25 protein-coding genes are annotated in these 25,735 nt (G+C 72.7%); 13 read left to right on the plus strand and 12 right to left on the minus strand.

The genetic code is table 11. The features are described from left to right. Positions 1-486: 486 nt before the first annotated feature. Positions 487-1,521, minus strand: coding sequence for an aldo/keto reductase (locus VKA29_RS29100; RefSeq protein ID WP_324788980.1), 1,035 nt, complete (start codon positions 1,519-1,521; stop codon positions 487-489). A 213-nt stretch (positions 1,522-1,734) separates the two neighbouring features. Here VKA29_RS29100 and VKA29_RS29105 point away from each other — a divergent pair, with 213 nt between their 5' ends. From VKA29_RS29105 to VKA29_RS29130, 6 genes are all read left to right on the plus strand, one after another. Further along, positions 1,735-2,187, plus strand: coding sequence for a VOC family protein (locus VKA29_RS29105; protein WP_324788981.1), 453 nt, complete (start codon positions 1,735-1,737; stop codon positions 2,185-2,187). Continuing rightward, positions 2,172-2,597, plus strand: coding sequence for a nuclear transport factor 2 family protein (locus VKA29_RS29110; RefSeq protein ID WP_324788982.1), 426 nt, complete (start codon positions 2,172-2,174; stop codon positions 2,595-2,597). The genes VKA29_RS29105 and VKA29_RS29110 overlap by 16 nt, the downstream gene beginning before the upstream one ends. Before the next feature lie 166 nt (positions 2,598-2,763). Beyond that, the gene (locus tag VKA29_RS29115) at positions 2,764-3,624 is read left to right on the plus strand and encodes a fumarylacetoacetate hydrolase family protein (RefSeq protein WP_324788983.1); all 861 of its coding nucleotides are present in this window, start codon (positions 2,764-2,766) and stop codon (positions 3,622-3,624) included. A 26-nt stretch (positions 3,625-3,650) separates the two neighbouring features. After that, positions 3,651-4,814, plus strand: coding sequence for an amidohydrolase family protein (locus VKA29_RS29120; protein WP_324788984.1), 1,164 nt, complete (start codon positions 3,651-3,653; stop codon positions 4,812-4,814). Between the two features lie 63 nt (positions 4,815-4,877). Continuing rightward, positions 4,878-5,651 carry an aldolase/citrate lyase family protein gene (locus VKA29_RS29125; protein WP_324788985.1) on the plus strand — a complete coding sequence of 258 codons (774 nt, stop codon included), beginning with the start codon at positions 4,878-4,880 and terminating at the stop codon, positions 5,649-5,651. Beyond that, the gene (locus VKA29_RS29130; RefSeq protein ID WP_324788986.1) at positions 5,648-6,004 is read left to right on the plus strand and encodes a cupin domain-containing protein; all 357 of its coding nucleotides are present in this window, start codon (positions 5,648-5,650) and stop codon (positions 6,002-6,004) included. The genes VKA29_RS29125 and VKA29_RS29130 overlap by 4 nt, the downstream gene beginning before the upstream one ends. Positions 6,005-6,110: 106 nt before the next feature. Here the strand turns inward: VKA29_RS29130 and VKA29_RS29135 are convergent, their stop codons facing one another. From VKA29_RS29135 to fdxA, 3 genes are all read right to left on the minus strand, one after another. Then, complete coding sequence (locus VKA29_RS29135) at positions 6,111-6,908, minus strand: IclR family transcriptional regulator (protein WP_324788987.1); 798 nt, start codon at positions 6,906-6,908, stop codon at positions 6,111-6,113. 211 nt (positions 6,909-7,119) lie between these two features. Then, entirely contained in the window at positions 7,120-8,304 is a 1,185-nt protein-coding gene (locus tag VKA29_RS29140) for an FAD-dependent oxidoreductase (RefSeq protein ID WP_324788988.1), read from the minus strand. Beyond that, positions 8,301-8,639, minus strand: coding sequence for a ferredoxin (fdxA, locus tag VKA29_RS29145; protein ID WP_420718587.1), 339 nt, complete (start codon positions 8,637-8,639; stop codon positions 8,301-8,303). The genes VKA29_RS29140 and fdxA overlap by 4 nt, the downstream gene beginning before the upstream one ends. Before the next feature lie 187 nt (positions 8,640-8,826). On the opposite strand from fdxA, the gene VKA29_RS29150 reads away from it, so the two are divergent. From VKA29_RS29150 to rbsK, 5 genes are all read left to right on the plus strand, one after another. Beyond that, positions 8,827-10,179 (plus strand): aromatic ring-hydroxylating dioxygenase subunit alpha, encoded by a 1,353-nt coding sequence (locus VKA29_RS29150; RefSeq protein ID WP_324788989.1) that lies wholly within the window; start codon positions 8,827-8,829, stop codon positions 10,177-10,179. Further along, positions 10,176-10,706: an aromatic-ring-hydroxylating dioxygenase subunit beta gene (locus VKA29_RS29155; protein WP_324788990.1), complete on the plus strand. Its 531-nt coding sequence runs from the start codon at positions 10,176-10,178 to the stop codon at positions 10,704-10,706. The genes VKA29_RS29150 and VKA29_RS29155 overlap by 4 nt, the downstream gene beginning before the upstream one ends. 20 nt (positions 10,707-10,726) lie before the next feature. Beyond that, a complete protein-coding gene (locus VKA29_RS29160; protein WP_324788991.1) occupies positions 10,727-11,938 on the plus strand; it encodes a VOC family protein in 1,212 nt (403 codons plus the stop codon). Further along, the gene (locus VKA29_RS29165; protein WP_324788992.1) at positions 11,935-13,101 is read left to right on the plus strand and encodes a hypothetical protein; all 1,167 of its coding nucleotides are present in this window, start codon (positions 11,935-11,937) and stop codon (positions 13,099-13,101) included. Before VKA29_RS29160 ends, VKA29_RS29165 begins: the two co-directional genes overlap by 4 nt. Positions 13,102-13,353: 252 nt before the next feature. Continuing rightward, positions 13,354-14,271 carry a ribokinase gene (gene rbsK, locus VKA29_RS29170; protein WP_324788993.1) on the plus strand — a complete coding sequence of 306 codons (918 nt, stop codon included), beginning with the start codon at positions 13,354-13,356 and terminating at the stop codon, positions 14,269-14,271. Positions 14,272-14,395: 124 nt separating this feature from the next. On the opposite strand, the gene VKA29_RS29175 is transcribed toward rbsK, so the two are convergent. Beyond that, complete coding sequence (locus tag VKA29_RS29175) at positions 14,396-15,469, minus strand: TauD/TfdA family dioxygenase (RefSeq protein ID WP_324788994.1); 1,074 nt, start codon at positions 15,467-15,469, stop codon at positions 14,396-14,398. Positions 15,470-15,963: 494 nt separating this feature from the next. Beyond that, positions 15,964-16,917, minus strand: coding sequence for a LysR family transcriptional regulator (locus VKA29_RS29180; protein WP_324788995.1), 954 nt, complete (start codon positions 16,915-16,917; stop codon positions 15,964-15,966). 63 nt (positions 16,918-16,980) lie between these two features. On the opposite strand from VKA29_RS29180, the gene VKA29_RS29185 reads away from it, so the two are divergent. After that, on the plus strand, positions 16,981-18,249 hold the full coding sequence (locus VKA29_RS29185) for an MFS transporter (RefSeq protein ID WP_324788996.1): 1,269 nt from the start codon (positions 16,981-16,983) through the stop codon (positions 18,247-18,249). Positions 18,250-18,633: 384 nt separating this feature from the next. Continuing rightward, positions 18,634-19,650, plus strand: a complete 1,017-nt coding sequence (locus VKA29_RS29190) for a sigma-70 family RNA polymerase sigma factor (RefSeq protein ID WP_324788997.1) — start codon at positions 18,634-18,636, stop codon at positions 19,648-19,650. On the opposite strand, the gene VKA29_RS29195 is transcribed toward VKA29_RS29190, so the two are convergent. The 6 genes from VKA29_RS29195 to VKA29_RS29220 all read right to left on the minus strand — a co-directional run bounded on the left by VKA29_RS29195 (position 19,534) and on the right by VKA29_RS29220 (position 25,733). Continuing rightward, a complete protein-coding gene (locus VKA29_RS29195; RefSeq protein WP_420718588.1) occupies positions 19,534-19,878 on the minus strand; it encodes an STAS domain-containing protein in 345 nt (114 codons plus the stop codon). The two genes, VKA29_RS29190 and VKA29_RS29195, sit on opposite strands and share 117 nt — an antisense overlap. A 167-nt stretch (positions 19,879-20,045) precedes the next feature. Continuing rightward, complete coding sequence (locus VKA29_RS29200; RefSeq protein WP_324788998.1) at positions 20,046-21,329, minus strand: thymidine phosphorylase; 1,284 nt, start codon at positions 21,327-21,329, stop codon at positions 20,046-20,048. A gap of 66 nt (positions 21,330-21,395) precedes the next feature. Next, positions 21,396-21,797 carry a cytidine deaminase gene (locus VKA29_RS29205; protein ID WP_324788999.1) on the minus strand — a complete coding sequence of 134 codons (402 nt, stop codon included), beginning with the start codon at positions 21,795-21,797 and terminating at the stop codon, positions 21,396-21,398. Beyond that, positions 21,794-23,080 carry an ABC transporter permease gene (locus VKA29_RS29210; protein WP_324789000.1) on the minus strand — a complete coding sequence of 429 codons (1,287 nt, stop codon included), beginning with the start codon at positions 23,078-23,080 and terminating at the stop codon, positions 21,794-21,796. The genes VKA29_RS29205 and VKA29_RS29210 overlap by 4 nt, the downstream gene beginning before the upstream one ends. Further along, positions 23,080-24,210 carry an ABC transporter permease gene (locus VKA29_RS29215; protein ID WP_324789001.1) on the minus strand — a complete coding sequence of 377 codons (1,131 nt, stop codon included), beginning with the start codon at positions 24,208-24,210 and terminating at the stop codon, positions 23,080-23,082. The genes VKA29_RS29210 and VKA29_RS29215 overlap by 1 nt, the downstream gene beginning before the upstream one ends. Next, positions 24,207-25,733, minus strand: coding sequence for an ABC transporter ATP-binding protein (locus VKA29_RS29220; RefSeq protein WP_324789246.1), 1,527 nt, complete (start codon positions 25,731-25,733; stop codon positions 24,207-24,209). Before VKA29_RS29220 ends, VKA29_RS29215 begins: the two co-directional genes overlap by 4 nt. Positions 25,734-25,735: the final 2 nt, after the last annotated feature.

A 25,735-nucleotide genomic window follows, 5' to 3' on the forward strand; every position in this document is an offset into this window, starting at 1 on the left:
GACAGCCGGACCGACCTCCGCCATGAAGCGGGCGGACCGGCCTCCGCCATGAAGCAGGCGGACCGGCCTCCGCCGCACGACAGCCGAGCCGACCTCCGCCGTGGCGGCAGCCGGACCGACCTCCGCCATGAAGCGGGCGGACCGGCCTCCGCCATGAAGCAGGCGGACCGGCCTCCGCCGCACGACAGCCGAGCCGACCTCCGCCGTGGCGGCAGCCGGACCGACCTCCGCCATGAAGCGGGCGGACCGGCCTCCGCCATGAAGCAGGCGGACCGGCCTCCGCCGCACGCCAGCCGAGCCGACCTCCGCCGCACGACAGCCGGACCGACCTCCGCCATGAAGCGGGCGGACCGGCCTCCGCCATACGAAGCCGAGCCGACCTCCGCCATGAAGCAGGCGGACCGACCTCCGCCGCACGACAGCCGAGCCGATCTCCGCCGTGGCGGCAGCCGGACCGACCTCCGCCGTGGCGGCGGGCGGGTCGGCTCAGCGGCGGCGCAGCGCCGCGTTCTCCAGCGGCGGCGGCGTGTAGCCGGTGTCGCGCGGGTTGAGCGCGCTGCCCGGCGCGACCAGCTGGTCGATCCGGTCCAGCGCCGCCGCGGACAGCGGCCGGTCCACCGCCGTCAGCTGCGTCAGGAGCTGGTCGTGGGTGCGCGGGCCCATGACGGCCGAGGTGACGCCGGGATGGGCGAGCACGAACCGCAGGGCCAGTTCCACGAGCGTGCAGCCCTCGTCGGCGGCGAGGCGCACGAGTTCCTCGACGACCGCCAGCTTGCGCTCGCGCACCCGCGCGTCGGCGTAGTCGAAGTGGTCGCCGTTGGTCCGCGCGCGCGAGTCGCCCGCCGGTTCGGCACCCGCCCGGTACTTGCCGGTCAGCCAGCCGCCGTTCAGCGGGCTCCAGACCATGACGCCCATCCGGTGCCGCTGCGCGGTGGGCAGCGCGGCGGCCTCCGCGTGCCGGGCCAGGACCGAGTACGACAGCTGTTCCACCGTGAACCGCTCACGGCCGGTGCGCCGTGCCGCCCACTGCGCCTCGACGATCTCCTCGGCGGGGAAGCTGGACGTGCCGATCGCCCGTACCTTGCCCGCCCGCACCAGGTCACTCAGCGCGCCGAGGGTCTCCTCGACGTCGGTGCGGGGGTCGGGACGGTGGACGAGGTACACGTCGAGGTGGTCCGTGCCCAGCCGGCGCAGGCTGCCCTCCACGGCGCGGGTGATCCACAGCCGGGAGTTGCCGCGCCGGTTGCGGTCGAGCGGACCGGCGGGCATCTCGTTGTGGAACTTCGACACCAGGACGACGTCGTCGCGCCGCCCCTTCAGCGCCCGGCCGAGGATCTCCTCCGACTCGCCGAAGGCGTACACGTCGGCGGTGTCGACGAAGTTGACCCCGGCGTCCAGCGCCGTCGCGACCATGCGCCGGCACTCCGCCTCGTCCCTGTCGCCCCAGGCCCCGAACATCATCGTGCCGAGGCACAGTCCGCTCACCTCGATGCCCGTCCCGCCCAGAATCCGGTACTGCACGCCTGGCCCTCGTCTTCCGTGTCGGCGCCCCCGCTGTCGGCGGCAGGGCGGTCCCGCGCAGGCTCCCACGGCGGCGGGCCCACGGCCGATGTCGCGCGGGGTCAGCGTTCCCGGCCCGCGTGTTGTGTCCGCAGCACATCGACCGGCGCCCGCGGGTGTGTCTAACCTCGAGGAAATTCGCACCTCTCCCGCACCTCTCACGATGGAGGCACTGTGGCCACCGGTCTCACCTCGGCCCGCTGGACTCACGTCGCGCTGCCCACCGGGGACCTCGACAAGGCGATCGAGTTCTACACCTCGCTGACCCCGCTGGTCGTGGTCGAGCGGTTCAAGGACGCCGACGGCGAGAGCGTCTGGCTCTCCAACGACCAGCAGGTGGAGACGCCGTTCGTGCTCGTCCTGGTGTCCTTCGACAAGGACAGGGGCAACCAGCTGGGCCTGCTGCACCCCTTCGCGCACATCGGCATCGAGGTGCCGGCGCGCGAGGACGTCGACGCCATGGCGGACAGGGCCCGCGAACTGGGCTGCCTGCACTGGGAACCCCGGCAGATGCCCGACCCCGTGGGCTACATCTGCGCCCTGAAGGATCCGGACGGCAACGTCGTCGAGATCTCGCACGACCAGCGGGTGTTCGACACCGTCCGGAAGAAGTGGGGTTCGGACTGACCGCCGACGAGACAGACAAGGGCACGGGCGCAGCCACCCGTGCCGCCGTCGAGGCGTACCTCGCGGCGCTGAACGCGCATGACGCCGACGCCGTGGCGGCTTGCGTGGCCGAGGACTTCGTCAACGACCACACCTCGTCGCTGGGACACAGCCGCCGGGGCCGCGCCGAGTACCGCGCGGCGCTGACCGGGTTCCTGGAGGACTTCGCGGACCTGCGCTACGTGCCCGAGCGCGTCCTCGTCGACGGCGACTCGGCCGCGGTGCCGTACGTCATGACGTTCCGGATGCGTTCGGCGGGCGACCGCCCCGTGCGGATCCGCGGGGTCTTCCTGTTCACCGTCGCCGGCGGGCTCATCACCCGCCGCACGGACTACTGGGACAGCGGCGAGGTGCACCGCCAGCTCGCCTGACGCTCTATCAGGCACGTCCCGAGACCCTGAACAACCCGCCCCACCAGCGGAGATCAGCCTTCCGACACCCCGTCCGCCTGCCGCGCGGACGGGGTGTCGGCGCGTGCCCGACCGACGCTTCCGTATCGCTTGACATGATGGCGTCTCGCAATAAAAGATGCTCGCCATGCGAGTAGTCACGACGCAGGCCGGCCTGGGCCGGATCGAGAACGGGGCTGTCGCCCTGTTGGCCACCGCTTTTCCGCACATCGGCGCGGTCCTCGAGCAGGAGGGCTCGCTGCAGTCCCTGGCGACCTGCGCGGTACGCCGGCGCATCGCTCTGGACGAGGCCGAACTCACGGCACCACTGGGCCGTCCCCACGCGGTGTGGGGCGTCGGGCTCAACTACCTGTCGAAGGCGGAGCTGACCGGCAGGGGGCTGCCCGAGCAGCCGATCCTGTACCTGGCCGCGTCCTCGGGGGTCCTGCCGCCCGGCGCGCAGGCGGTGATCCCGCCGGGCGCGGCCGAACCCGACTACGAGGGCGAGATCGCGGTCGTCGTCGGGCGCCGGCTGTACCAGGCGGCCGCGTCGGAGGTCTGGCCCGCCGTTGCCGGCATCACCGCCGCCAACGACATGACGGCCCGGGATGTCATGCGCACTACCGGCACGCCCGCCCTCGCCAAGAGCTACCCGGGGTTCACCCCGCTCGGCGCGTCCGTCTGCACGCCCGACGCACTCGCCGACCGCGAGGCGATCGCCGTACGGACCCGGGTCAACGGGCAGCTCGTCCAGGACGACACCAGCGCCGGAATGATCTTCCCGGTCGCCGATCTGCTCAGCAGGCTGTCCTGGTTCGCCGCGCTCGAACCCGGCGACGTCGTCCTCACCGGAACCCCGGCCGGCACCGGCCAGGACCGCGCGTGCTTCCTCGCCGACGGCGACGAGGTGAGCGTCGAGGTGGACGGCGTACTGCCCCTCGTCACCCGCATCGCGCGTCCCGCGGACGCCGCACCGCGCGAGAAGCGGCTGGCCGAACCGGTCAGCTGACCGTCCCCTCACCCTGGAGCCCAGCGATGTCCCACTCCTCCAAGCCGTCCTACGACCTCGTCCTGGCCGGGGGCACCGTCATCGACCCGGCGTCGGGCACCAACGCCCGGCTCGACGTGGCGGTCACCGGTGACCGCATCGCCGCGATCGGGGAGGGCCTGGCGCCGGACGCGGCCCGCACGATCGACGTCACCGGCTCCACCGTGCTCCCGGGCCTCGTCGAGGGCCACACCCACATCTTCCAGTACGTCTCCGCCGTCGGCGCCCCCGCCGAGGAGGCCCACCTGCGGCGCGGCGTGGTCGCCGCGGCGGACGCCGGCACGGCCGGCGCCTCGACCTTCCCGGCCTTCCGCAAGCTGGTCGTCGAGGCGAACCCGATGCGCATCGTCAACTTCCTCAACGTCTCGGTGCTCGGCCTCATCGACTTCAGATTCGGCGAGCTGCTGAACCCCGGCACCCTGGTCGCCGAGGACGCGCTCGCCGCCGCCGAGGCCCACCCCGACATCGTGCGCGGCTTCAAGATCCGCCTCTCCGAGGACGTCGTCGGGGAGAACTGGGAGTCGCTGCTGAAGAAGTCCGTGGCGCTGGCCGAACAGGCCGGTCTGCCGCTGATGCTGCACATCGGCGAGACCGCCGAGCCGCTGCCCGTCGTCCTCGACCACCTGCGCCCCGGCGACATCGTGGCGCACTGCTACACCGGCAAGCCGCACGGCATCCTCGACGGCGACCACGTACAGCCGGCCGTCGCCGCCGCGCGGGAGCGCGGTGTCCTGTTCGACTCCGCGCACGGCAAGAGCAACCTCAGCTTCGAGGTGGCCCGCCGGGCCATCGCCGACGGCTTCCTGCCCGACGTCCTCAGCTCCGACACCAGCGCCCGCAACTGGCGCGGCCCGGTGTTCGACCTGCTCACCAGCATCTCCAAGCTGGTCGCGCTCGGCGCGCCGATCGAGGAGTGCGTCCGCCGGGCCACCGTCGCACCGGCCCGGCTGCTGGGCCTCGACAGCGAGGGCTACGGACGCCTGGAGGTCGGCGGGCGGGCCGACGTCACCGTCGTCACCGAGACCGACGAGGTCACCCTGCCGGACGCCGCGGGCAACACGATCGTCGCGCCCCGCCTGGAGCCGACGGTGGTGCTGCACGAGGGCGCCGAGGTCGGCATCGTGCCGTGGCGCGGACTGCCGTCGGCCTGACCCGTCGGTGCCGGCCGGTGCCGGCACGTCCCCGCGACACCCGTACGTCCTGTGGAGGATCCGATGACCGCCGGTGATGTCCGTCCGCTGCGGCGCCGGCTGCGCGCGGCCCTGACGGCGGAGTCACCCGCCGTCGGCACCTTCGTGAAGCTGGCGACGCCCGACGTGGTGGAACTGGCCGCGGCGGCCGGGTTCGCGTTCGTGGTCGTCGATCTCGAACACGCCGCCCTGGCCGAGCGGGACGCGGTGGACCTGGTGCGCCACGCGGCCGTCTGCGGCCTGCCCGCCCTGGTCCGGGTGCCCGAGGTGGACGCCGCCGCCGTCAACCGGCTGCTGGAGGCCGGGGCGGCGGGCATCCAGCTGTCCATGCTCACCCGCGTCGCCCAGACCGAGGCGCTGGTCGCGGCCACCCGGTTCGCCCCGGCCGGCCGCCGGTCGGTGAGCCTGGCCAACCGGTCCGCCGGGTTCGGCGCGCTGCCGCTGGCCGGCTTCCTGCGCGCCGAGCGGGACGACCCGCCGGTGCTGGTGGGCCAGATCGAGACGGCGCGCACCGACCCGCTGCCGGAGCTGGTGGCCGCGCTCGACGTGTGCTTCGTCGGCAGCACCGACCTGGCCGTCGACCTGGGTCTGCCCGCGGACCCGGCGGTGCTGCGGGCCGCCGTGGACCGGGTACGGGCCGCCGCCCGGTCCGCCGGGGTGGCGTTCGGCGGCTGGGCGCCGGCCCGGGAGCGCGCGGCGGACCTGGGCCTCGGCGACGCCGACTACCTGATCGTCGGCTCGGACCTGCAGATGTTGGCGGCCGGCCTGCGGGCGGCCGCCGGAGAGGAGAAGCAGTGAGCACACGCAACGCGGCGCTCTTCGGCACCGTCGTCAACTGGGACGAGCTGCCGGTCACCCAGGTGCGGCCGGGCGTCCGGCGGCGCGTCTACGCCACGGACGAGGTGATGATCTGCCACCACGAGCTGGAGGTCGGCATGGCGCTCAACCCGCACCGGCACGAGGAGTTCGACCAGCTGGTCCACATCGCCGAGGGGCGCGCGAACTACCACGTGGACGGCGTCGCGCACGACATGCGCGCGGGCTCGTTCCTGCTGGTCCCGCGCGGCAGCGAGCACTACGTGGAACCGACGGAGGCGCCCTGCGTGAACATCGACTTCTTCGTCCCGCCCCGGGCCGACCTGCTCCCCTGACCGGCACACTCCCCTGACCGGCACAGGGCGACGGCCCACCGCGAGCATCCGCTGCGGTGGGCCGTCGCCGTGTGCCGTGTGCTGTGTGCCGTGTGCCGTGAACGGCTCAGCCGCCGTTGGGGCCGTCCCCCGAGGTGCCCAGCCGCTGCGACAGCGCCCGGGCGGTCTCCACCAGCGCCTGGGCCATCGGCGAGGAGACGTCGTCGGGAACCGTCGCCGTGGTCCCGACGATGGCGAGCGTCCCGCTGATCTTGTCGCCCTCGAAGATCGGCGCCGCGATGGTGCGAACCCCGTTGACGGTCGGGGAGTTGACCGACAGCCCGTGCTTGCGGATGGCGTCGAGCTCCTCGGTGAACTCGGGCGACCTGCGGACCGCGCGCGGCAGCGCCGGCACCTGCTCGGGGGGCAGGAAGGCGAGGAAGACCCGGCCCTGCGCCGACGACGTCAGGTTCAGGCGCGAGCCGACCCGGACGCTGATGCGCACCATGTGGTCGGTGTTGTCCACCGAGCGCACCACGGTCGCCGACTCGCCGTCCCAGACCGACAGCACGATCGTCTCGTCGATGCGCCGGACCAGTTCCTCCATGTACGGCTCGGCGGCGGCGACGATCGGCAGGCCGGCCCGCGCGGCCGCGGCGAGGGTGAGCACCTGCGGGCCGAGGGAGTAGAGCGAGGTGCGCTCGTCGTACCGCAGCAGGTTCGCCGCCCGCAGCGCCTTGGTGTAGCGGTGCGCGGTCGCCTTGCTGGCCCCGAGCCGCGCGGTGATCTCGTTCAGGCTCATGTGCGGCTTGCCGACCGTGAACGAGCCGAGGATCAGCGCGGCGCGCTCGACCGTCTGGATGGTCGGTGCGGTCCGGTCGGGACCGTCCTTCTCGTCGGTGCCGCGCTGCACCTTCGTGGCCATGGTCTTATCGCTCCTGTCCGAGCTCGGTTCGAGGGATGGGGACGCTGCATGGGACGCCGTGCCGGATGAAGTGGTTCGGCCGTCCGCGGCTGTGCGTGCAGCGTACTCACCTTCTCCTCCCCGGGGGGCCACGACGGCGCACGGAGGTGGTGCGGCACCGGTGGCCGGCGCGCCGGGCGGGTCCGCCCGGCGCGCTTCCGGAGCGGCGTCGTCAGCCATCGGAGGAGTGCCCCGGTGTGATCGACCGTGCCGGGTCCAGCAGGGCGGCCACGTGGTTGACGGCGAGGGCGGCCTCGCCGAAGCCGATCGAGATGAGGCTGACCTTCCCGTCGTGGTCGGCGATGTCACCGGCCGCGAAGACGCGCTCCCGGCTGGTGCGCATCGTGCGGTCGACGAGGATGCGCCGACGGCGCAACTCCAGTCCCCACCGCTCGATCGGGCCGAGGTCGGCGATGAAGCCGAGCGCGGCCACGACGGACCGCGCGGGCAGGGTGATCCGGTCACCACCGGAGCTCGCGACCACCACCTCCGACACCGCCCCGTCGGCCCCGTCGCCGCAGACCTTCTCGACCTCGTACGGCGTCAGGACGCGTACCGAGGATTCCCGGACCTGCTCGACGGTGCGCTCGTGGGCCCGGAACCGGGTCCGCCGGTGCACCAGCGTCACCGACGAGGCGAGCGGCTCCAGGGACAGTGCCCAGTCCAGCGCGGAGTCCCCGCCGCCGACCACCACCACGTCCTGGCCGGCCAGCTCGTCCAGCCGCGGCACGAAGTACCGCAGCCCGCGGCCCAGGTACTCGGATCCCACCGGCAGTTCACGGGGGACGAAGTTGCCGATCCCGCCGCAGACGAGCACCGCGCCCGCGCTGATCCGCGCGCCCGCGTCGGTGGTGGCGACGATGCCCCGGTCCGTGTCGTCGAGGTCGGTGACGCCGTGTCCGAGCAGGTAGACCGGGTTCCACCGGCCGGCCTGCTCGGCCAGCCGGTCCACCAGGTCCTGGCCGCGGACGGCGGGGAAGCCGGCCACGTCGAAGATCAGCTTCTCCGGGTACAGCGCGGCGATCTGGCCGCCCACCTCGGGCAGCGCGTCGGCGACCGCGACGCTCATGCCGCGGAAGCCGGCGTAGTACGCGGCGTACAGCCCGGTCGGTCCGGCGCCGATGACGAGCAGGTCGACGGACACCTCGGGGAGGGCACCCGGGGACCCGGAGGGGCCGGCGCCCGGAAGCCCGGAGGGGCCGGCGCCCGGAAGCCCGGAGGGGCCGGCGCCCGGAAGCCCGGAGGGGCCGGCGTCCGGGGACGCGGAGGGGCCGGCGTCCGGGGCCGGGGCGCCCGCGGCCGTCGGCAGCGCGCCCGGTGCGGGGGCGGCGGCGCCCGCCGCAGCGCGCCCGGTCACGCGACCGCCTCCGGGTGGTCGTGGCCGACCCGGCCGACCTTGCGCGCCCCGCCGGGCGAGCCGAGCGGCTCGGCGCCGAGTCCGAGGGTGAAGAACTCGGCGTTGATCCGCTCGAACTGCTTGCTCTCCTCCGGCAGGTCCTCGTGGTGGAAGATCGAGATCTGCGGGCACACCGGTTCACAGCGCCCGCACTCGACACATTCGTCGGGCTGGATGTAGAGCATCCGGTCGCCCTCGTAGATGCAGTCGGCCGGGCACTCCTCCATGCACGACTTGTCCATGACGTCGACGCAGGCCTGAGTGATGACATACGGCACGAGCTTTTTGCCCTTCACACGGTCGCACGGAATGCGAGACGGTGTCTTTCAATGTGAAATTGGATGATGGCGACACGGGCCTGGCCTGTCAACCGCCCGTCGAATGCTTGACAGCTCGGGTGTGCTAGGGGACGCTACTGCGACATACGAGATGGCGTCTCACAGCGCGCCACTCGGGTCGGGACTTGTGAGAGGCAAACTCCCCATGGTCAGCAATCCCCGGACCGTCCCAGCGCCGATGATCGTCGAGGACTGGGACCAGCTCACCTTCCGGGTCAACCGCGAGGCCTACCGCAGCGCGGAGATCTTCGCCCGGGAACGCGGCTGGGTGTGGATGCACACCTGGCTCTACCTCGGGCACGAGACCGAGATCCCCAACCCCAACGACTTCAAGGTCCGCACCCTCGGCGGACGGCCGCTGATCTTCTGCCGGGACAGCGCCGGCGAGGTGCACGCGTTCCTGAACTCCTGCCCCCACCGCGGCACGGTGCTGTGCCGCGAGAGGGAGGGCTCGGCCAAGCTCTTCCAGTGCTTCTACCACGCGTGGACGTTCCGCAACAACGGCGAGGTCGCCGCGATCCCCGACGCCGGCGCGTACGAGTCGAGCGACGAGTTCCGGGCGTCGATGGCGCTGCGCGGCGTGCCGCGCCTGGAGATCCACGAAGGGTTCGTCTTCGTCTCCTTCGACCCCGACGTCCCGCCGCTGCTCGACCACCTCGGCGACGCGGCCGACTACCTGACGATGATCGAGCAGCAGCACACCGGCGGCATGACCACCCTGCCCGGCACCCAGCTCTACAGCGTCCGGGGCAACTGGAAACTCGCCGTCGAGAACGCGATGGACGGCTACCACTTCGCGCCGACCCACAACACGTTCGTGGGCTATCTGCGCGAGAGCGGCTACGCCGTCACCGACGACGACCAGTACGCGTACGACCTCGGCAACGGCCACGGCCTGCTGGTCCTGACCGGCCACGGCGGACGGATCAGCATGGTCTGGGAACCGCGCTTCGGCGAGGACGAGCGCGTCCGCACCGAGCGGCACCGGGCCGAGATGACCGAGCGGCTGGGCGAGAAGCGGGCGCACCACGTGGCCGACGAGAGCCACATCCTGTTCGTGTTCCCGAACCTGCTGCTGTTCGACATCGAGGGCCTGTCGATCCGGCAGCTGGAGCCGGTGGCGCCCGACCGGACCGACGTACGGGCCTGGCAGCTTGTCCCGCGGAACGAGGACCCCGCCACCCGCGCCCTGCGCATGAAGACCGTGGTCAGCTTCGTCGGCCCGGGCGGCCTCGCCACCCCGGACGACATCGAGGCCTACGAAGCGGTCCAGCGCGGCATCCAGGCCACGGCTGGCTCCGCGGCGCCCGAGCTGGACTACAGCGACATGTCACGCGGCATGGCCGACGAGGTCAAGGGCGTACAGGGCAGGTCGGTCGACGAGGGCGCGATGCGCGGCTTCTGGCGGCACTGGATCGACGCCATGGGCATCGACGACGGGCTGGAAGTGCACGGCGAGCGGCCGGCGTCCTTCCTGGCGGGGAGGGACGTGCGATGACGACCGTCGGCAACCCCGGTTCTCACACCGTGCTGTGCGCGGGACGCACCGTCACCCGGCCGGAGGTGGAGGACTTCCTCTACGCCGAGGCCGACATCCTCGACCGCTGGGACTACGACGGCTGGCTCGCCCTCTTCGAGCCCGGCGCCCGCTACGAGATCCCCACCACCGACCACCAACCCGGCTGGTCGCCGCACGAGACGGGATCGTTCGTCGACGACGACTGGGACCTGCTGCGGGCCCGGGTCAAGCGGCTGAAGTCCCGCAAGGCGCACGCCGAGAACCCGCACTCGCGCACCCACCGCATGGTGTCCAACGTACGGCTGTCCGAGCACACCGAGGACTCCTTCCGGGTGTCGGCGTCGTTCATCGTGCACCGCGCCCGCGACGGCCACTTCGACGGCTACGTCGGCCGGTACGAGCACCTGCTGGTGCCCACCGACGACGGATTCCGTTTCCGGCTGCGGCGCTCGCTGCTCGGCCACGAGTCGCTCGCCGCCGGCGCCCGGCTCAGCTTCATCCTCTGACCGGCGACGGAAGGGACCCGATGATCCGCCACACCCTGTCCTTCCGTTTCGCCGACGGGACCGACCAGGCCGTCCGGGATTCCGTACTGGCCGAGCTGCGGACCTTCCCGGACCGCTACCCGGCGATGCGCGGCTTCCTCCTCGGCGAGAACATCAGCACCCGCGACCAGACCTTCACCCACACGATGGCCGTCGACTTCGACAGCCAGGACGACCTGCTCGCCTACCTCGGCAGCGAGTTCCACGAGACCTTCGTGCGCACCCGCTGGCGGCCGGTCATCGGCAACCAGGTCATCACCTCGTTCGAGTTCGCCGAGCGTCCGCCGCTCGCCGCAGGAAGGACACCGCCGGTGAGCACCCGCCCGCACGGCCCGTACGGCATGGAGTACGCCCGCATCGAGGTCCCCGACATGCAGGCCGCGATCGACTTCCTCGAGTACCACGTCGGACTGCAACTGGAGCAGCGCACCGACGAATACGCCTACCTGCGCGCCGACATCGAGCACCACGCGATCGAGCTGATCCACGCCCCCGGGCGCACCGAGGGCTGGACGACCGCCGTCGGCTACAGCGTGGAGAGCGAGGAGGTCCTCGAACAGCTCCACAAGAGCGTCCTCGACGCCGGCCTGGAGGTCCTCGAACTCCAGGAGCGGCAGCGGGCGCTGTGCGACAACGGCTTCGCGGTGAAGGACCCCAACGGCCTCGTGGTCGAGCTGTTCACGGAGTTCCAGGAGTACGCCGAGCCGCCGCACATCGAGATCCGGCCGCTCGACCTCGTCCACCCCTTCATCGCCACCGCCAAGTACGAGGAGACGCTGGACTTCTACCAGAACGTCCTGAAGTTCCTGCCCTCCGACTACGTCGTCGGCTCCACCACGTTCTTCCGCTGCGAGGACCGCTACCACCACAGCCTCGCCGTGCAGAACAACACCGAGCACTACGTCGCGCACCTGTGCTTCGCGATGAAGAGCCTCGACCACGTCATGCGGATGCGCGCCCGCGCCCTGTACAAGGGCGCGCCGATCGCCTCCGACATCGTCAACCACTCGGCGTCGACGTCGATCGCGTTCTACATGCACGACACGCGCTTCGGCCCCCGGTTCGAACTGTGCGACGCGCACCGGGTGTTCACGCCGGAGGAGCACGAGACGCACCGGCCCCGCAGGATGCCGGCCGACCCGCGCAACATCGACGTGTGGCGTCCGGCCGCCGACGACTGGGGACGTTTTTGAGGCAGCGGCTGCTCGACGTCCTGCGGCTGCTCGACACCACGCCCGCCCCGCGCGGCCGGGAACGGACGGCGGCGCACCGGCTGCGCGCCTGGTGCGCGGACCGGTGGCCGCACATCGACTGGCAGGTGCTGGAGCACGGCCCCGCGGGCGGCAGCCTGTTCGCCGCCCACGGGGCCGGGCCCCTGCTCTACTCCCACCTCGACACCTCGCTGGACGACGGCGCCGCCACGGTCAACCGGCTCGTCACCGGCAGCGCGGCACCGGTCGGACCGCTCGCCGTGGACGGCGACACCGTGACCGGCTTCGGTCTCGGGGTCGCCCGCGGACCGGCCGCCGCCGCGCTGGTCGCCTTCGCCGGGGCGGAGCGGGGACGGCTGCTGCTCGCCGGCTCCGGCACGCACCGCCGCGGCGGCGGGACCACCGGCCTGGAGTCCTACGCCGACACCCACCCGCTGCCGGGCTCGGCGGTGGTGGCGAAGTGCGGCCCGCCGACGCTGCTGTGGCACGAGCCGGGCGCCTGCTACCTGACGGTCCGGGTGACCGGCCGCTCCGGCGCGGTGATGCTGCCGGAGTCCGCCACACCGCCCGGCGGTGTCGTCGCCGGGGCCGGCGTCGTGCTGGACGAACTGGCCCGCTGGCGCGAGGCCTACCTGGCCGCCGACCCGAGGCAGGGGCAGACCGGCCGGGCCTGCGGCATCGGCGCGATCGGCGGGGGCTGGCAGGAGAAACCGGACCTGCTGCCCGCCGAGCTGCGGATCGACCTGTACGTCGTCGCCGGTGACCCGGTGGAACCGGCCGCGCTGGCCGCCGGGCTGGCGGACCGGCTGCGGGCACGGTGCGCGCGGTCGGCACTGCGGGACTGCGCGGTCGACGTCGAGGCCGAGCCGGTCGCGGCAGCCGCGGCCACCCCGGCCGACGCGCCGGTGGTGACCGTGGCGCGGGCCGCCTGGCACGACGCGTTCGGCGCACCGCCGCCGCCGATCAGCGGCTGGACCGGATCCACCGACGGCGTCGAACTGCGCGCCCGCGGCGTCGACACCGTACGCCTCGGCCCGCAGGCGCGGCCGGCCGACGGTGATCCGCGCCGCGACGCGCTGTCGCTGGCCCGGCTGGAGGCGTACGCGCGGGTCTACCGGCGCCTGCTGGCCGAGCTGCCGGCGTAGCCGGGCGTCGGACGCGGGGCTCGGACATCGGGCATCTGGCGTCGGGCATCGGGTCTCGGGCGTAGGGCATCGGTCTCGGGCGGAGGGCATCGGATGTCGGGCGTCGGATGTCGGGCCTCGGGCGTCGGGGATCGCCTGGGGATCGCCTGGGCGGCGCCGACGAGTTCGTCATCGGACGATCTCAGTGGAACGATCTCAGTGAGGAGCGTCGCGAGTTCCCTCGCGAGTGCCCTGAAGGAAGTGGGCGGACGGATGGACGGAATCCGGACCGGCGGCTCCACCGTCGCCGTGCTCGGCAGCACGAACATGGACCTGGTCGCGTACGTCGCGAGGGCCCCGGCGCGCGGGGAGACGGTGGCCGGACGGGAGTTCCGCACGGTGCCCGGCGGCAAGGGCGCCAACCAGGCGGTGGCGGCGGCCCGCGCCGGCGGCTCGGTGTCGATGATCGGCGCGGTGGGCGCCGACGCGTTCGGCGACCGCCTGCGGGCCGCGCTGGAGGAGTCGGGCGTGGACACGGGGCCGCTGCGCACGGTCGACGGCCCGTCCGGGACCGCGCACATCGTGGTCGACGACGAGGGCGGCAACGCGATCGTCGTCGTCCCCGGCGCCAACGCCGCCGTCACGGCCCTCACCCCGGGCGACGAGGCCGTCATCGCGGGCGCCGACTCGCTGCTGCTCCAGCTGGAGACCCCGCTGGAGGGGGTCCTGGCCGCCGCCGAGACCGCCCGCGGGCACGGCGTGCGCACCGTCCTGACCCCGGCGCCCGCCCGGCCGCTGCCCGCCGGACTGCTCGCCGCGACCGACCTCCTCGTCCCCAACGAGCACGAGGCCGCCGCGCTCACCGGCAGGACGGACCCGCACGCCGCGGCCGACGCCCTGCTGGAGCAGGTCCCGGAAGTGGTGATCACGCTGGGATCGGCGGGCAGCCTCTACGCCTCCCGGACCGCCGGACGGTTCACGGTCCCCGCGCCGCGCGTGACGGCCGTGGACTCGACCGGGGCGGGGGACACGTTCGTGGGTGCCCTGGCCGTGGCGCTGGGAGAGGGCAGGCCGATGCCCGAGGCGCTGGCCTGGGCGTCGTGCGCGGCGGCGCTCTCCGTCCAGCGGTCCGGAGCGTCGACCGCCATGCCGTACCGGACGGAGATCGACGGCCTGGCCTCCTCTTCCTGAGCTTCCTCCGCGCGATTCCCGAAGTCCCTCCGCGCGGCTTCCTGAAGTTCCTCCGCACGACGGACGACCGCCGCAGCCCGCTGAAGCCGGCCGCGGCGGTCGTCCGTCAAGATGTGCCGCCGGGTCACGCCCCCCAGTCGTCGTTGACGGTGACGGCCTCGGCGATGCGGAACCGGCCGCCGGGCAGCAGCGGCTTGGTGGTCTCACCGAGGACGACGACGTGCTTGCCGAACCTGGGGGCCAGCGGGCGGCCGACGTCGCGCTTGAGCCACATGCGCAGCAGGTGCCGGCGGCGCTCCGGCTCCGGGTGGTCGACGAAGCTGGTGCGCGAGTGCAGGGCGGCGTAGTTGAGCAGCCACTGCACGTCCCCCGGCTGGAAGTCCATGTCGATCGGCAGACCGGGCTCCTGCGAGATCTCGTCGAACAGGTTGATCGCCTCGACCTGGTCGGGCGTCAGCTGCGGGACGCCCGGATACCCCTGGGCGCTGAAGATCATCGTGCTGCCGGCGTAGGTGCTGAAGACGCCGTCGACGTAGCTGACGATCGGCGAGGTGTAGGTCAGCTCCGGGGAGTCGGGGTCCTGGCGCCGCCAGTCCCAGTGGTAGGTGTCGAAGAGCCGCGGCGCGAGGTCCGGCCGGCGGCGCAGCATCTCGTTGTAGATGGTCGTCCCGCTGACCAGGCTGGACGCCCCGCCCTCCTTGGCGCCCCGCAGGCACATGAGGGCGACGACGTCGGAGCTGTCGGAGTGGAACGGCAGCCGGTCCCTCACCCGGGAGGGCAGCGCGCCCTCGTCGTCCATCGTCTTGTTCGACGTGGCGATCACGTGGTCGAGCAGGTCACCGCGCTGGTTCTGCCCGATCGGCTGGCCGAGGTGGAGGCTCATGACGAAGAAGATGGCGCCGGCGACGTCGTTGCCGTACTCCTCGGTCCGCAGACCGCGTACCAGGATGAAGCCCCGGCCGGCGTCCATCTGGCGGGCGCACTCGTCGTTGAGGGCGCGGCAGGCGTCGAAGGGGTAGTCGGCGGCGGTGACGGTGCGCAGGTCGGGGTCGTCGGCGACGAAACGCCGTCCCAGGTCCTCCAGTTCGGTGCGCTCGGCGTCACTGAGGACGTAGATCCACTCGGTGGACTTCGACAGTTCGTCGCCACGCCAGGCGGAAGGCCCGGGGATCTGCTCGACGGGGGCGGTGGTGGTCACGGTGATGCACTCCTCGCGAAGGTGATGGCGGGGCTGGAACGGCCCTGTCCGTGTCGGCCATGGCACGCGGACGCCGAAGACGTCGGCGCGGCAGCGGTGCGTCGCGCTGCGACGCGGGCCCTCAGAACGGGGTCTGAGGTACGCCGACAGCCGTGCCGGGGCGCAGTCCTTCCCTGGGCGGGGAGTACCTGAGCGGTTCGTCGTACGTCCGGCGGCCGGCACACGACACGAGCAAGGCGCCGATCAGGGCGACTGGCCTCATGCGGTCCCGTCCTTTCAAGAAGTGCCTTCACCCTAGAAGTGGCCCACATCCGAGTCAATAGACGAGATGACATCTTGGAATGCAGTACACGCGACCGCCGACGCGACGCCGGCGCCGGGCCACGGCCGCCCGGTCCGCCCGGGCGGGCACCGGCCGGCGGAGGAGGGCAGGTGGATCCCGGCACGCGAGGGTCCGGCCGGTGGATGGCGGCCACCGCGCGTGCGGCGCCGGCTCAGCCCGGCAGCAGGCCGCCCCTCCTCGACAGCAGGAACTTCTTGAAGGCCGCCACGGGCGGTGTGTCGGGGTGGCCGTCCAGCCAGGCCACCCCGATCTCGCGCGCCGCTCTCGGCGCGGTCACCGTCAGTTCGACGACTCCCGGACGGGCGACGGCGGGCGGGGGCAGCAGGGCGACGCCGAGTCCCGCGGCCACCAGCCCCCGCAGCGTCTCCGCCTCCTCCCCCTCGAAGGCGATACGAGGCCTGAAGCCCGCCTCCTGGCAGAGGTCGTCGGTGAGGCGGCGCAGGCCGTAGCCGGTCTCCAGGGTGACGAAGGCCTCCTCGGACGCCTCGGCGAGGCGGACGCGGCGGCGGGCGGCCAGGCGGTGGTCGGCGGGCACGACCAGGCGCAGCTTCTGCTCGTCCAGGCGCCGGCCGACCAGGTCGGGGGCGTCCGGCACCGGGGAGGTCAGGCACAGGTCGAGTTCGCCGGCGCGCAGCTTCTCCAGCATCGCCTCGCCGTAGTTCTGGACCAGGCTGAAGCGGACGCGGGGATGGTCGGCGCGGAAGCCCTGGATCAGGCCCGGGACCGTCTCCGCGCCCATCGTGTGCAGGAACCCGAAGGCGACCTTGCCGGTGGCGGGGTCGGCATCGGCGCGGACCTCCTCGGCGGCGCGCTCGATCTCGGCCAGGGCGCGTTCGACGGAACCGAGGAAGGTACGGCCGGCCGGGGTCAGCGCGACGGTGCGGCCGCGGCGGGCGAACAGCTCCACGCCGAGGTCCTGTTCGAGGCGGACCATCGCGCGCGACAGGGTGGACTGGGGGACCTGCATCTCCTGGGCGGCGCGCGTGACGTGTTCGGTGCGGGCCACTCCGGCGAAGTGGACGAGGCGCGGGGCGAGCAGCGCGACGATGTCTTCTGTGTCACCGGACGGTGACAGGCGCCCCGATGAGCTGTGCTGATGCGGCATGGGAACGATTATGCCGATTCCATGCATTGGACGGATGAGCGGAAGTGTCCGTACGTTCGAGGCATGTCTCCCGCCAGTACCGGGGCGTCCACCACCGTGGGCGCCGTCCCGTCCGCCGCCTCTTCCGACTCCCGTCTGACCCCGGGCGCGCCCGGCTACCGCCGGATGAGCCTCGCGCTGTTCCTCGCCGGCGTGGCGACCTTCGCGCTGCTGTACTCCACGCAGGCCCTGCTGCCGCTGATCTCCGACGACCTCGGGGTGGCGGCGAGCGAGGCGAGCTGGACCGTGGCGGCGGCGACCGGCGGCCTCGCACTGTTCGTGCTGCCGATGAGCGCCCTGTCGGAGCGGTTCGGACGGCGTACGGTCATGACGGCGTCGCTGGCGGTCGCGGTGACCGTCGGGCTGCTGGTCCCCTTCGCGCCGTCGCTGCCGGCCCTGGTCGCGCTGCGGGCGTTGCAGGGCGCGGCGCTGGCGGGTCTGCCCGCGTCCGCGACCGCGTACCTCGCGGAGGAGGTCCGCCCGCGGGCCCTGGTGACGGCGATCGGCCTGTTCGTGGCGGGCAACAGCGTCGGCGGGATGAGCGGCCGGGTCATCACCGGCTGGGTCGCCCAGGTGTGGGGCTGGCGGGTCGCGGTGGGCGTGATCGGCGTGATCGCGGTCGGCTGCGCGGTGGCCTTCCGGCTGCTCCTGCCGGCGCCCCGGCACTTCACGGCGGGCTCACTGCGGCCGCGGGTGCTGGCCGGCACGGTCCGCGACCACCTGTCGAACCCGCTGCTGCGCCGGCTGTACGTCATCGGCGCCCTGTTCATGACGGTGTTCGGCGGCGTGTACACGGTGATCGGCTACCGCCTGACGGCACAGCCGTTCGGGCTGCCGCAGGGCATCATCGGCTCGGTCTTCCTGGTGTACCTGGTCGGCACGGTGTCCGCGTCCACGGCCGGCCGGCTGGTGGGCCGCCTGGGCCGCCGCGGCGCCCTGTACCTGGCGGGCGGCACGACGGCGACGGGCCTGGTGCTGTCCCTCGCGCAGTCGGTTCCGCTGGTGCTGCTGGGGCTGGTGCTGATCACCGCCGGCTTCTTCGCGGGCCACGCGGTCGCCTCCTCGGCAGTCAGCAGGACGGCCACGACCGGCCGCGCCCAGGCGTCGGCCCTGTACCAGTCCGCGTACTACGTCGGCTCCAGCGCCGGCAGCACGGTCGGCGCGGTCGCCTTCCACGCGGCGGGCTGGGCCGGGACCGTCGGGGTCGGGCTGCTGGCGGTGGCGGGGGTCGGGACGATCACCCTGCTCGGCACGCGCGCGGCCCGGCTGGCCACCCGGCCCGCACCCGCCTGACCGCCCGGCCCGGCGCCCGGCGGTTGCCGTCCGACGCCCGGCGTCGGCGGCCCCGGCACCGTCGTAGCGGAGCACGCAGTTCCCCGCGCCCCTTCAGGACACTGCCGCACCGCACACCGAACCACCCGCCCCGCCCCGAGCCACCGGCCGTCCGCCACACCATCGCGGCTGAGCGCGCAGTTCCCCGCGCACCGTCGGGGCACTGCCGCACCGTGCTTCGGGAGGCGCCGGGGGATGTCCGGAGGGTGCGCCGCGCCGCTGGGGGCACCGCTCTGAGCTGCGGATCGCTTCGCTCCGGGAGCCGTTGTCAGTGGGCTGCGGTAGCTTCCGAAGCAGTGGGCGCGTGAGCGCGTGACGGGAATGCCGCACAGGGGTGGGTGGACCATGGGCCAGGGCACGGCGACGACAGCGGACCTCGACGTCACGCTGGAGAAGCACCGGGTCGAGCTGACCGGCTACTGCTACCGGATGCTCGGTTCCTCCTTCGAGGCCGAGGACGCGGTGCAGGACACGATGGTCCGCGCCTGGCGCAGCTACGACAAGTTCGAGGGCCGCTCCAGCCTCCGCTCCTGGCTCTACCGCATCGCGACCAACGTGTGCCTGGACATGCTGACGGCCGGCAACAAGCGCGCCAGACCGATGGACCTGACCGAGTCCACGCCGCTGGCCCGGGCGGCCCTCGCCCCGCGCCCGGACAACACCTGGCTCGAACCCGTGCCGGACGCGCGCGTGCTGCCCACGACCGACGATCCGGCGGAGGCGGCGGTGGCCAAGGAGTCCGTGCGGCTGGCCTTCATGGCGGCGCTGCAGCAGCTGCCGCCCAAGCAGCGGGCGGTGCTGATCCTGCGCGAGGTGCTGGCCTGGCGGGCGAGCGAGGTCGCCGAGCTGCTCGGGACATCGGTCGCGTCGGTCAACAGCGCGCTCCAGCGCGCCAGGGCGACCCTCGCCGAGCGGGACGACGCGAGCGCCCGCGCGGCGGTCTCCGACCCGCTGGACGAGGAGCAGCAGAAGCTCCTGGAGCGCTACGTCGCGGCCTTCGAGGGGTACGACATGGCGGCGCTGACGGCGCTGCTGCACGAGGACGCGGTGATGACGATGCCGCCGTTCGACCTGTGGCTGCGGGGCCACGAGGACATCACCGGCTTCATGACGACGCTGGGCGCCGCCTGCGCCGGCTCGCGCCTGCTGCCGGTGCAGGTCAACGGGTTGCCCGGGTTCGCACAGTACAAGCCGGACCCGGAGGAGGGCGGCTTCACCGCGTGGGCCGTGCAGGCGCTGGAGACGTCAGAGGGCCGGATCACCGGGTTCCACTGCTTCCTCGACACCCAGCGGTGGTTCCCGCTGTTCGGCCTGCCCCTCCACCTCGAAGCGGAGCCCGACCAGGTCGAGAAGGGCCTGTAAGGCGGGAGCGGGGTCCCGCAGCCGGATCCCGCCGCCGGCCCGCCGGGCGGTGAGCTGGAGCCGCGCCAGCAGGTCCACGGCGGCGAGGCCCGGCGGCCCGATCCCGGCCACGTCGACCACGACCGCCCGGGCGCCGTCGGCGGCCAGCCGCGCCCGCACGTGCTCGCACAGCCCTGTCACCTCGTCCCGGGTGAGCGGGCCGGGCAGCACGAGTACGGCGGGTGTCATGGCGTCCACAAAAGGTAGACCGACCGGCCGCACGGAACTCATCGGGGCGCCCGGCCGTGCCCGGACGGGGGCGAGGTCGTTCCGTCGGGGCACCGCCGGTCCCGGCATGCGGAACGGGACCGGCGAAGGTCCGCCGGTCCCGCGCACCCGGAAGGGGGGACCGCGGGTCAGGCGATACGTTCGAGGACGACCGGGGAGGGGCTGAAGTCCGTACCCGGGGCCGCGATGTCGTAGCAGCCCTCCGTCGCCTCCAGGGCGTAGGCGAAGCGCTCGGGGGTGTCCGTGTGCAGGGTCAGCAGGGGCTGGCCCGCGGTCACCGTGTCGCCCGGCTTGGCGTGCATCTCCACGCCCGCCGCCGCCTGCACCGGGTCCTCCTTGCGGGCGCGCCCCGCGCCCAGGCGCCAGGCGGCGATGCCGATGTCGTAGGCGTCGAGGCGGGTCAGGACGCCGGAGGAGGGTGCCGTGATCACGTGCTGCTCGCGGGAGGTGGGCAGCGGGGCGTCCGGGTCGCCGCCCTGGGCGGTGATCATGCGGCGCCAGACGTCCATCGCCGAGCCGTCGGCCAGGGCCTTCGCCGGGTCGGCGTCGGTCACCCCGGCGGCCCGGAGCATCTCGCGCGCCAGGGCGAGCGTCAGTTCCACGACGTCGGCCGGTCCGCCGCCCGCGAGGACCTCCACCGACTCGCGGACCTCCAGGGCGTTGCCCGCCGTGCGGCCGAGCGGGGTGGACATGTCGGTGAGCAGCGCGACCGTCCGCACGCCGTGGTCGGTGCCCAGGCCGACCATCGTGGAGGCGAGTTCGCGGGCGTCCGCGAGCGTCCGCATGAAGGCGCCGGTGCCGACCTTCACGTCCAGGACCAGCGAGCCGGTGCCCTCCGCGATCTTCTTCGACATGATCGAGGAGGCGATCAGCGGGATCGCCTCGACCGTGCCGGTGACGTCCCGCAGCGCGTACAGCTTCTTGTCCGCCGGGGCCAGGCCGTCGCCCGCCGCGCAGATCACCGCGCCCGTGGTGTCCAGGACGTGCAGCATCTCCTCGTTGGAGAGCAGGGCGCGCCAGCCGGGGATCGACTCCAGCTTGTCGAGGGTGCCGCCGGTGTGGCCGAGGCCGCGGCCCGACAGCTGGGGCACGGCGGCTCCGCAGGCCGCGACCAGGGGCGCCAGCGGCAGGGTGATCTTGTCGCCGACGCCGCCCGTGGAGTGCTTGTCGGCCGTCGGGCGGGACAGCGCGGAGAAGTCCATGCGCTCGCCGGAGGCGATCATCGCGGCCGTCCAGCGGGCGATCTCCCGGCGGTTCATGCCGTTGAGCAGGATCGCCATGGCGAGCGCGGACATCTGCTCGTCGGCGACCTCGCCGCGGGTGTACGCGTCGATGACCCAGTCGATCTGCTCGTCGCTGAGTTCGCCGCGGTCCCGCTTGGTGCGGATGACGGAGATGGCGTCCATGGCCATGGTTTTCCTTCCGACGTTCAGGAAGTGAGCGGCCCCTCCGCACCTGTCGGAGGGGCCGCACGGGAGTTACCGGGTGAGATGGTCCGGGCCGAAGGCCTGGGGCAGCATCTCCGACAGCGGCAGGATGCCCCGGGGTGTCTCCAGCAGCAGTCCGGGGCCGCCGAACTCGTACAGCAGCTGCCGGCAGCGGCCGCACGGGACGAGGATCTCGCCGTGGCCGTCGACGCAGGTGAAGTGCGTCAGGCGGCCGCCGCCGGTGTTCTGCAGCTGCGAGATCAGTCCGCACTCGGCGCACAGTCCGAGCCCGTACGAGGCGTTCTCGACGTTGCAGCCGGTGACCGTCCGGCCGTCGTCGACCAGGGCCGCGACGCCGACCGGGTAGCCCGAGTAGGGGGCGTAGGCGCGGGACATGGCCTCCCGGGCCAGCTCCCGCAGCCGTTCCCAGTCGACGTCGGCGGACTCGGTCACTTGCCCTGGCCCTTCCGGTAGCGCAGGCCGTCCGCCTTGGGCATCCGCAGCCGCTGCGCGGACAGCGACAGCACCAGCAGGGTGACGACGTACGGGGTGGCGCCCACGAAGTCGCCCGGGACCTCGTCGGTGAACAGGTACCAGACCAGCACGAGCACCGCCGTGACGGCGCTCGCCACGCCCTGCCACACCGCCTTGCGGTACAGCTTCCAGCCGGCCAGCACGGCGAGCAGGACGACCAGCAGGAGCAGCAGCGCGTGCACGGTCTGGCCGCCGTTGCGCAGCTGGAGCGCGTCCGAGTAGCCGAACAGGCCCGCGCCCATCGCCAGCCCGCCGGGCCGCCAGTTGCCGAAGATCATCGCCGCGAGGCCGATGTAGCCGCGGCCGCCGGTCTGGCCCTCCAGGTAGATGTGCGAGGTGACCAGTGCGAGGAACGCGCCGCCGAGGCCGGCCAGGCCGCCGGAGACGGCGACGGCCGCGTACTTGTACTTGTAGACGTTGACGCCGAGGGACTCCGCGGCGACCGGGTTCTCGCCGCAGGAGCGCAGCCGCAGACCGAACGCCGTGCGCCACAGCAGCCACCAGCTGCCGACGAACAGCAGGAGGGCGATGAGCGTCACCACGGACAGGTCGGTGACCAGGCCGCCGAGGATGCCGGCGAGGTCGGAGACCAGGAACCAGTGGTGCTGCTCGACGGAGTGCAGGGCGTCCGAGAGGCCGGGCACGTCCACGTTGGGCAGCGACTCCGCGGGCGGGGACTGCTTGGGGTTGCCGCCCGCCTCCGCCGCCTTGCCCTCGGAGAAGAACAGCTTGGCGAGGTACTGGGTGGCGCCGAGCGCGAGCAGGTTGATCGCGACACCGGAGACGATGTGGTCGACGCCGAAGGTGACGGTCGCGACGGCGTGCACCAGGCCGCCGAGGACGCCGAAGGCGATCCCGCACAGCAGGCCGAGCCAGGGGCTGTGCTGCCAGCCGACCCAGCCCGCGCCGAAGGTGCCGAGGATCATCATGCCTTCGAGGCCGATGTTGACCACGCCGGAGCGCTCGGACCACAGACCGGCGAGACCGGCGAGGCCGATCGGCACGGCCAGTCCCAGCGCGGCGCTGACCTGCCCCTCGGAGGTGAGCTGGTTGGCGCCGGTCAGCACGCGGACCGCGGCCACCAGGATCAGCGCCCCCGCGGCGATCAGGAGTACCCGGCCGAGGGTCCGGCCGGAGCCGCCGGCCGCGGTGTCGGTCTTGGGCGCCGCGGGCGGCGGCGTGTCGGTCATCGTGGCAGTCATCACGCCACCTCCTGCTTCTCGGTCGGGGCGGCGGCGGCCTGGGCGGCGAGTTCGGCGCCCACGCGCTGCTGCTGGTGCCGCAGGCCGTAACGGCGTACGACTTCGTAGGCGATGACGACGCACAGGACGATGACGCCCTGGATGACGCCGAGGATCTCCTTGTCGTAGCCCTGGAACTCCAGGTGGTTGGTGGTGCGCTCCAGGAAGCCCCACAGCAGGGCGCCGAGCGCGATGCCGATCGGGTGGTTGCGGCCCAGCAGCGCGATGGCGATGCCGGTGAAGCCGATGCCCGCCGGGAAGTCGTTGCTGAACTGGTGGCTGTCGTTGAGCAGGGTCGGCATGCCGATCAGGCCGGCCACCGCACCCGAGATGACCATGCTGGTGGCGACCATCTTCTTCACGCTGACGCCGCTGGCCGCGGCGGCGGTCTCGGACAGTCCGACGGTGCGCAGGTCGAAGCCGAACCGGGTGCGGCCGAGGACGAACCAGAAGGCGAAGCCGACGAGCACGGCGATGACGATGAAGCCCCACAGCTCGCCGGCCGGGCCGGTGTCGAAGCTGAAGAAGTACGACGACTCCGGCAGCGGCTTGGTGGACACCAGGGTGCCCGCCTTGTCCAGCTGGCCGAGCTGCTCGGGCTGCAGCAGGTAGCCGATGATTGCGGTGGCGATCGAGTTCAGCATGATCGTCGAGATGACCTCGCTGACGCCCCGGGTCACCTTCAGCACGCCCGCGATGGCCGCCCACAGCGCACCGCTCGCCATGGCGCACAGGATGATCAGCGGGATGGCGATCCAGCCGGGGGCGGTGAGCGCGCCGCCGAGGACGGCGGCGATGAAGGCGGCGATCCGGTACTGGCCGTCGACGCCGATGTTGAACAGGTTCATGCGGAAGCCGATGGCCACCGCGACGCCCGCGAGGTAGTACGTCGTCGCCTTGTTGAGGATGTAGACCTGGCTGTCGCTGGCGGTGCCGTAGGTCAGCATGTCGCTGAAGGCGTCGCCCGGGTTCTTGCCGGTGGCGAGGATGACCAGGGTGGTGACGACGAGGGCGGCGGCGATCGCCAGCAGCGGCGCCGCGACGCCGAGGAGCAGCCGCTGCCTGTCGATCCGTGAGATCAGCTTCTTCATCGGACGTCGTCCTCCGTGTGCTCCAGGTGGCCGGTGGCCGCACCCGTCATGGCGGAGCCCAGCGCCTCGGGGGTGATCGTGGCGGGGTCGGCGTCGGCGACCAGACGGCCGCGGTACATCACCCGCAGGGTGTCGGAGAGCCCGATGAGCTCGTCCAGGTCCGCGGAGATCAGCAGCACGGCCAGGCCGTTGCGGCGGGCGTCGCGGATGTGGTCCCAGATCGCGGCCTGCGCGCCGACGTCCACGCCGCGGGTGGGGTGGGCGGCGATGAGGAGCTTCGGCTCGTGGCTCATCTCCCGGCCGACGATCAGCTTCTGCTGGTTGCCGCCGGACAGCGAGCCCGCGGTCACCTCGATGCCGGGGGTGCGGACGTCGTAGGACTCGATGATGCGCTCGGTGTCGGCGCGGGCGGCCTTGAGGTCGAGCAGTCCGCCGCGGGAGTTGGGCTCCTCGGTGACGTGGCCGAGGATGCGGTTCTCCCACAGCGTCGCCTCCAGCAGCAGGCCGTGGCGCTGGCGGTCCTCGGGGATGTAGGCGACGCCGGCCTCGCGGCGTCTGCGGGTGGGGAGGCGGGAGATGTCGGCGTCGCCGAGGGTGATCGTGCCGGTGTCCGGGGTGCGGATACCCATGATCGCCTCGACCAGTTCGGACTGGCCGTTGCCCTCCACACCGGCGATGCCGAGCACCTCGCCCTTGTGGATGGTGAGGGAGATCTCGTCGAGGATGACGCGCTCGACGCCGTCGAGGTCGGTCTGCGTCAGCTTCAGCCCGTCCACCTTCAGCACCTGGACGTCGGTGACGGTGGACTCCTCGGTCGCCGGGGTGGGCAGCTCGCTGCCGACCATCAGCTCGGCGAGCTGCTTGGTGGTGGTGGAGTGCGGCTCGACCGTGCCGACGGTGGTGCCGCGCCGGATGACGGTGATCTCGTCGGCCACGGACAGCACCTCCCCCAGTTTGTGGGAGATGAAGATGACCGTGAGCCCCTCCGCCTTGAGGTCGCGGAGGTTGTCGAAGAGGGCCTCGACCTCCTGCGGCACGAGGACGGCGGTGGGCTCGTCGAGGATGAGGATCCTGGCGCCGCGGTAGAGGACCTTGAGGATCTCCACGCGCTGGCGGTCGGCGACGCCGAGTTCCTCCATGAGCACGTCGGGACGTATGTTCAGCCCGTAGCTGCGCGAGATCTCCTGGATCTTCGCGCGGGCCTTCGCGCCGATCCCGTACAGCTTCTCCGCGCCGAGGACGACGTTCTCCAGGACGGTGAGGTTGTCGGCGAGCATGAAGTGCTGGTGCACCATGCCGATGCCGCGGGCGATGGCGTCGGCGGGGTTGTTGAACGTGACGGGCTCGCCGTTCACCGTGATGGTGCCCTCGTCCGGCTGCTGCATGCCGTAGAGGATCTTCATCAGGGTGGACTTGCCGGCGCCGTTCTCACCGCACAGGGCGTGGACCGTGCCCGCGCGGACGGTGATGTCGATGTCGCGGTTGGCGACGACGCCGGGGAAGCGCTTGGTGATGCCGCGCAGTT

This window comes from Streptomyces sp. H51, from assembly GCF_035656535.1.
Classification (GTDB): domain Bacteria; phylum Actinomycetota; class Actinomycetes; order Streptomycetales; family Streptomycetaceae; genus Streptomyces.